General features: G+C 65.9%; 6 protein-coding genes. 2 read left to right on the top strand and 4 right to left on the bottom strand.

All coding sequences use genetic code 11. The features are described from left to right. Positions 1 to 41: 41 nt before the first annotated feature. Positions 42 to 638, bottom strand: coding sequence for an RNA polymerase sigma factor (locus tag IPV10_RS16540; protein WP_135949141.1), 597 nt, complete (start codon positions 636 to 638; stop codon positions 42 to 44). 183 nt (positions 639 to 821) lie between these two features. On the opposite strand from IPV10_RS16540, the gene IPV10_RS16545 reads away from it, so the two are divergent. Together IPV10_RS16545 and IPV10_RS16550 are read left to right on the top strand one after the other, a co-directional pair. Beyond that, on the top strand, positions 822 to 1,388 hold the full coding sequence (locus IPV10_RS16545; RefSeq protein ID WP_056208535.1) for a hypothetical protein: 567 nt from the start codon (positions 822 to 824) through the stop codon (positions 1,386 to 1,388). Further along, positions 1,385 to 1,897 (top strand): hypothetical protein, encoded by a 513-nt coding sequence (locus IPV10_RS16550; RefSeq protein WP_207485725.1) that lies wholly within the window; start codon positions 1,385 to 1,387, stop codon positions 1,895 to 1,897. Before IPV10_RS16545 ends, IPV10_RS16550 begins: the two co-directional genes overlap by 4 nt. A 61-nt stretch (positions 1,898 to 1,958) precedes the next feature. Here the strand turns inward: IPV10_RS16550 and IPV10_RS16555 are convergent, their stop codons facing one another. The 3 genes from IPV10_RS16555 to IPV10_RS16565 are packed head-to-tail and all read right to left on the bottom strand — an operon-like array spanning position 1,959 to position 6,153. After that, the gene (locus tag IPV10_RS16555; RefSeq protein WP_207485727.1) at positions 1,959 to 2,546 is read right to left on the bottom strand and encodes a DUF6262 family protein; all 588 of its coding nucleotides are present in this window, start codon (positions 2,544 to 2,546) and stop codon (positions 1,959 to 1,961) included. Then, on the bottom strand, positions 2,543 to 5,005 hold the full coding sequence (locus IPV10_RS17370) for a tyrosine-type recombinase/integrase (RefSeq protein WP_207485729.1): 2,463 nt from the start codon (positions 5,003 to 5,005) through the stop codon (positions 2,543 to 2,545). The genes IPV10_RS16555 and IPV10_RS17370 overlap by 4 nt, the downstream gene beginning before the upstream one ends. After that, positions 5,002 to 6,153, bottom strand: a complete 1,152-nt coding sequence (locus IPV10_RS16565; protein WP_207485731.1) for a tyrosine-type recombinase/integrase — start codon at positions 6,151 to 6,153, stop codon at positions 5,002 to 5,004. The genes IPV10_RS17370 and IPV10_RS16565 overlap by 4 nt, the downstream gene beginning before the upstream one ends. Positions 6,154 to 6,261: the final 108 nt, after the last annotated feature.

Genomic DNA, 6,261 nt, shown 5'->3' on the forward strand with positions numbered 1-6,261 from the left:
CAGGTTGTCGCGCATCCGGTCGTAGTTCGGCTCGTCAATTGTCATTGGTCTATCTGCTTCCTCAACGCTCCGCGCACCCGGGACAGGCGGTTCCGCACAGCCGAGTGACTGGTGCGGAGCTGGTACGCGGCCTGCTTGTAGCTGAGTCCCTCGACCACGCAGAGCCGAAATACGTCCTGGTCGATCTGCGGAAGGGCCGCAACGATCCTTCCGACCTGTTCGAGTTCCATGTTCCGCGCTGCTTCGGCATCCACCTCGCGCGGGGAGGTGAGATCGTCTGCACTCAGCGCAGTCGTGACCCGCTGCGTCAGACGCCTACTTGCCCGCTGAACGTTGAGGGCAAGGTAGTTTGCGGTGGTCAGCAACCACGGCAGGCAAGATGTGCCGGTTAGGTCAATACGACGGCACTTGCGCCACAACAGCAGAAACGCGTCTTGGGTCACTTCCTCGGCGTCTGACGCGGAGTCCACCTTGCTCCGCGCGAGCAGATACACCGCCCGGACGTGACGGTCATGGAGTTCGCTCAGAGCGGTGTCGTCTCCATCGCGCAGTCGCCGCATCAGTGGCACATCGTCGTCGACATGAGCAGCCGAGGCGAGATCTTGCCGATCCCGGGACGCGCGCGCGGGCTCCGCCACCTGCGACTCCCTCCGGCACACGACTCTTCTCGTACCCCATGTTCCCCCACCGTGTGGGTCGGCCGGGGCGACTGTCCGTTCGGACCAAAGGGTCTCAGTATTCGTCGAGGTCTGGCGTGTGAGCAGCGATCGTCGCAAGGGTCTGAACGAAGATCGCCGATCCGAAGGGAACAGACCAACATCATGAAACGTCCACTCGCCGCCCTCGCCGCATCGTTGCTCATGATCGGAGCCGCCGCCATCACGGCGCCCGCGGCAACTGCCGACACCATCGACCGCACTCAGAGCTGTTGGCAGGAGCTCGACACCGGGAAGTCCCTGTGCGTCGACGCCGACGCCAACCTGGCAGACGCCGTGTACGAGGCATACGGCATCGTCCTGTCCACGCCCGACGGGGCACTCGAAGTCAGCGACGAACTCGTCAACGACTCCAGCAGTGCTCGCTCCGATGTCGCGCCGCTGGCAAGCACCGTGATCGGCATCTTCTACGAGCACAACAACTACGGCGGTGCCTCGTACGCAGCGAGCGTGACCCAGAACGGCTGCTACGGCTATGCCCACGGCTACACGAGCCTCGCCGGGATCGGCTGGGACAACCGGATCACGTCGTTCCGGTCATACTCGAACTGCAAGACCGCGATCTTCGAGAACACCAACTATGGCGGCGCGTCCTACGGTTACTACGTGAACTCCAGCAACGTCGGCGCCGCGATGAACGACCGCGCCTCGTCGATCCGTTGGGCAGCGTGACCCACACCGCCGCGAGGGCGACGACCGTGCGCCCTCGCGTGATCGCCGCGGTTGCAGCGATCCTGTTCGTCATCGCGTCCGTGTGGGCGGGGCTTCCCGCCCACGCGACCGTAGATGATGATCCTCTGAGTGGCTTCACGCAGGCTGAGAGGGATCTGTTCGAGTCCGGTGAGCCGGCAATCCTGACGGTGGACCCCGCAACCGGCGAGTTCGTGGCGATCGATGCCGCGACGTCGCTAGTGCAGCCGTTCGGCGTGGTGCCGAACTGCAGCGGTGACCGGGCCTGCTGGCAGGGCTATCTGTCACCGCACCTGTGGTACGGATTCGACGGTACCGGCGCCAGCGGAACCTGGGCCAACCGGGGCAACTTCAAGAGCAACAACTATCGAGCGAAGCTCTGCTGGTCCTACGCAGGCAACAATCCCTGCATGTCTGGATACAGCGGCCTCAACCAGACAATCACCTTCGGGACTGAAGTGACGGGGAAGAGCGTCGCGCTCACCCGGTAGCCGAGTCAGTGACGTGGGAGCGGGACACCATCGCAAGGGGGTGTCCCGCTTCGCCGTTTCCTCATCGATCACTGAATCTGATGCTGGTGACGTTGGCTGGCTGCCCCGTGAGTTCGCGGATGGCGGTGCGTTCCACCGCGAGATCGTCCTCGAGACTGCGGACTTGTTCGCGTAGTTGGGAAACGGTACGGAGCAGGTCGGCGTTCTGGGCGAGGAGTCGTTCGATCTCATGGCCGCGGTGCTCATAGAGCTCACGCAGTCGCTTCTCGTCGCGGAGCTCGAGCTGCGCGGCGAGGCCGGCGTCGAGCTTCCGGTTCAGCTCGCGGGCTTCACCCTTGAGTCGTTTGATCGTGTTCTGCGCGTTCACCAGGTCCGCGGCGCGTGCCGCGTGGAGGGGGCGGTCGCCTGCGGCTGGGTTTCGTTCCTGATGCCGGCGTAGGCCGTCCATGAGATCAGGACGGCTGTAGAGGAACTGCCGGCTCACGCCGGCCGCGGCTGCGAGGGTGGAGACCGTGAGCGCCTGGCCGTGGGCTGCGGCCGCGTGCAGAGTCGCGGCGACATCACGGTGCTTGCGGGCGCTGGCCTCGGCCCGCGCCTGGGCCAACGCGGCGGGGTTTCCTCGGGGTGGGGTGGGCGTCGTCGTCGTCATATCTCCCTCAGTTCGATGTGTTTCCCGGCGAGGGCTGCGCTGCGGGCGCGTCTCATCACCTCGGACATGGTGGAGATCTCACGTCGCTGGTCCTGTGGGAGCTGCTCGAGGCGTTCCCGCATCGTGGCGAGCACCTTCTCGTAGTCGGCGATCAGGCCGCGCTGCGCGTCCAGCAAGTAGCCGGCGGTGTCGGAGGCCTCCGCGATCCGCAACTGCGACTTCAGCTTCACGATCTCCTTCTCGATCTCTGGGATGTGTGAAGGGTTGGGGCGGAAAAACCCACAGCCCGCGCACTGATACCGCAGCTGACACGCGGTACCGCCGGCGGCGACATTGCTCGGCTCCGCGCAGTCGCCGTAAGGGACCGGTGTGATCTTCAGCTGCATACGCCCGTTCGCGATGCCGACCTGTCGGCCGTGACGATCGTGCGCGAGCGGGGCGAGCGTGTCGACGGCCTTCCGGCGACGTTTCGAACTGACCTGGTAGTAACCCATCGTGGTGCTCAACGAGACGTGGTCCATGAGCTGCCGCAATACGTCCGGGTCTGTCCCGTTGTCCGCGTGACGTTGCGCGTAGGCGCGGCGGAAGTCGTAGGGCTGCACCGTGGCCAGGTCGAAGTCGACCGGATGCCCGTCAGCGTCCGTCACCGGCCCGGGGACCTGGGGAAGGTTCGCTGCGAACTTGTGCAGGATCTTGCCCAGGTAGCGTTCCCCGATCGGAGGGATGTTCTCGTCCTGCAGCCGGCGCCTCCCGCTCGGGAACAGGTACGGCGATCTGATGCCGCGCTCGGTGCGGATGCGCTCCCACCGCCGGATCGACTCGACGACAGGTGTCTCGACGGGGAGTTCCTTGGTCGCGCCGCCGGTCTTGTGCGCCGTGTAACGCAGCAGCCAGCCGCCGTGCCGATCCTGAACGAGACAGTCCGTCCGCAGCGTCGCGATCTCCGCGGGCCGGCGGCCGGTCTCCATGAGCAGTTCGAGCACGCACCGATACATGTCGGAATGGCGACCGATGTCGAGCTGGTCTGTGTGGCTTCGCAGATGCGCGACGACCACTGCAGGGGTCACCCGATCGCTTTCGACCTTCTTGTCGCCTTTTCCGCGCAGGGTGCGGCGTTTCTGCGCGGCGTAGTTCTGCGCGAAGCTCTCCGGGATCTCATCCCAGACGCCGAACCGTCGTGCCAGCCGGCAGAGCTCCCACCAGACCGCGTAGGTGAATTTGATCCCCTGCGCCGACCAGCGCTGCTCGAACCGTGCAGTGATCGCCGCCATGTCCTCGTAGGACAGTCGCGTCGGATCCATGCCCGCGTCGGAGCGGCGATCGGCCATCACCTGGGATGCCTCGGCGCAGACGTCGAAGCACTTCCGGACTGCCCCACGCGGTTCCAACGTCGCACCCAGCCAGGTGCGGAACGCGGCCGCCAGCCACGGCTGCGTGAGCTGCCGAACATTCAGCGGGATGCCGCCGAGATCCGGGTTCCGTGCCGACTGAGTCTCCCGCAGCGGCAGATCCTGGAGGAAGATCAGATCGCCGCGGAGCGAGTCGTATCCCTCGAACCGGCGGTGCGCCTTCTCCAGCAGCAGGACCCCGACCGCGCGCAGCCCCTTCAACCGGACAGAGTGCTCATGCGACCGGAAGCACTCCAGCAGATCGGTGTGAGGGTCGGCGGCGATGTCGTTGATGAACGGTCGCAGCTTGCTGATCATCACCCGACCCACGCCGCGATCGGCATACTGCTGGATGACGAACAGCAGCTCCGTGCGCAACGGCTCACTCAGCGACCCGAGCGCGAGCTGGTGACGCTCCAGCACCACGTTCGAGCCCATGAAGTCCCCGACCGTGAGGGCAGGCTGCTTGCGGCGCGCCGCCCGCAGCCCGGAGTCGTGATAGTCGCAGAGGCCGCTGCCGATGTTGTGTGACAGGATCCTGCCGCACGACGCGATCGGGCACGGGACTGACGGGAACACGAACTTCCCCACCCGATCGGCGACGAACGCCTCCAGCCGGTGATCGGTGAGCGCGGCTTCCGACTGCTTGCAGCGTTTCGCGAACAGGTCGTAGTGCGTGGGGCAAAGACCCCGCGTGGTCATCGCCCGCCCGCAGCGGACGCCCGCCTCATCGGATATGCCGCAGAGCTCGAAGCCGCGGGTCGTCCTCCTCGCATCCAAGCTCACCTTCGGGTGGGTGCGGGCATACTCCTCAACGCTCACGCCGGCATGTCTGGCCCGACGCTGGCATGGCGGGCAGTAGTCGACGCGCGAAGCGGGATTCGCGCAGCCAGGCCGCTTGCAGGCACGGAAATCGTTGAGCTCGTTGAACGGATCGACCGTGAGGATCCCGGTCACTGCGTCCCACGCGCCAACAGCCCACTCCTCGTTCAGCATCCCCGCCAGGAACTCCCGCCAACCGCCGCCAGACTTGCTGCCTGCTGCCTCCGCGGTGTCGACGATGAGCGTCACGTGCGGTCCTCCGAATACATCGTCGTGCGTGCGACCGCAGCGCGCAGCGCCTCGTCGCTGGCGTGCGTGTAGATCAGCGTCGACGCCAACGATCGGTGCCCGAGCAGCACCCGCACGACATCAAGATCCACCGCCTGCCCCTCCAGCCCGCGCAACCAGATCGTCGCGCGCGTATGCCGCAGCAGATGTGGCCGCACGTAGAACCCCAGCCGGTTCGACCACCGACGGAACAGGTCCACCACCGTCGCGTAGGTCAACGCCCGGCCCGCTGTCGGGCCCTCCAGTGCAACGATCGCGTTCGGGCTCCCGTCGTCCCCGAGCAGCCTCAGCCGCTCCGACAACGCCTCCTGATACGACAACGCCAGCTCCGCCGGCACCGGGACACTCCGCAGAGACTTCGCCCGCGCGCCGTTGACGGAGCGGTTCCGCACGACATGCAGATGAGGCCCGCGTAGCCGGCAGCCGTGCGCGCTGTTGTCGGCGAGCAAATGCAGGTCCTGCCGAAACAGCGACAGTACTTCGCCGACCCGCAGCCCGGTGAAGTAGAGCAGATCCACCAGGAAACGGTCCCGCGGACGTAACGGCAACTCGAGCAGAGCCCGCCGCTCGGCTTCCTCCGACAACCACGACGGCGCCGTCTCCACCTGCACCGCCCGGACCTTCAACGATCTCGTCATCACACTCCGGATCCGCCCGTGTTCACCGCCCCGCGCACCCGGGCGCACCACCTGATCCTCCGTCAGCTGCACGACCAGATCCCTGGGCACGAGATCCTCAAGCGCGGCCCACCTGTAGAACTCCACCAGCGCGACCAACCACGCGGCGACCGTCGCGGGCTTGCGAGGCGTGGCGATCGCGGAGCCCCGCGAGACCGGCGTCACCAACAGGTGGTTCTTCCACTGCACCAGCGTTGAAGTCCTCACCTGCGTCCAATGCAGGCCCTGAGCCGGAAGCCAACTCAAGAAGCCCGCCAAACGGAGACCGTAGTTCCGCACCGTGTTCGGAGACGCGCCCGACTCAGAAAGAGAACGCAGCCAATCACACGCACCGGGATGAATCACGCCCCGCGTCCGATCGAACACCACCCCCGCATCGACCCCGGAGAAGGACGGCACCCAGCGGAAGGCGAACACCCCAAGGTCACTCATGATCGCACCGTAGCTGCCGTCACTGACACTGCTGCGGGAGCGTCCATCCAAGGACGATCTGCATCCGACGCTGACAACCACTTACAACCACACATGACTACAGATAAC

It is taken from the genome of Microbacterium sp. SD291, assembly GCF_017355365.1.
Classification (GTDB): domain Bacteria; phylum Actinomycetota; class Actinomycetes; order Actinomycetales; family Microbacteriaceae; genus Microbacterium.